The organism is Citrobacter sp. VF227 (assembly GCF_052950715.1).
Map to the genome: position 1 here is coordinate 1 of NZ_JBRFVF010000215.1, position 550 is coordinate 550.

1 protein-coding gene is annotated in these 550 nt (G+C 68.7%); it reads right to left on the minus strand.

What is annotated here, in order from left to right; translation table 11 throughout:
* A partial coding sequence (locus tag ACU8YC_RS25970; RefSeq protein ID WP_446896109.1) for a DoxX family membrane protein occupies positions 1-296 on the minus strand: 296 nt, incomplete at its 3' end.
* Positions 297-550: the final 254 nt, after the last annotated feature.

Here is a 550-nt window from a genome sequence, read left to right on the forward strand (position 1 = left end):
TCCCCCGGCACCCAGAACTGCTTCCACAGCAGCGCCGTCACCCCGCAATAGCCGGCGAGCACGAAGGCGGCGGCCCGGTCGGCGGTCCCGGTCAGGATGCAGAGCGACATCCCGATCTCGACGCAGAGCCCGATCACGATCAGCGCCACCGCGGGCGCGGTGGCGTGCACGGCCTGCCGCGCCTGCCCGACCGCACCCCTGAAGTTCAGGATCTTGTCGAGGGCGCTGAACGGCAGGAACAGCAGCACGAGGAGCAGGCGGACGCCGAACGCGATCGCGACGCTGAGGCTGGCCATGCGCTGAACGGTCTCCCTCAACCCGGCCCGGTGCGCCGATCCGAGGCACCGGTCCAAGGCGCTGATCCAAGGCGCTGATCCAAGCCGCGAGCGGCCCAAAGGTTTCCTTGGCCACGCGCCGGTGCCGCCCGGCCAGGATGGGCGGCACCGCCCGGAATGGCGCGCTTCCTCGATCGAGGGTGGCATGGCGGCAACAATGGTTCAATCCGCTTCGCGCAGATGGTCGAGTTCCGGATCCTTCTGAAAATTACGAC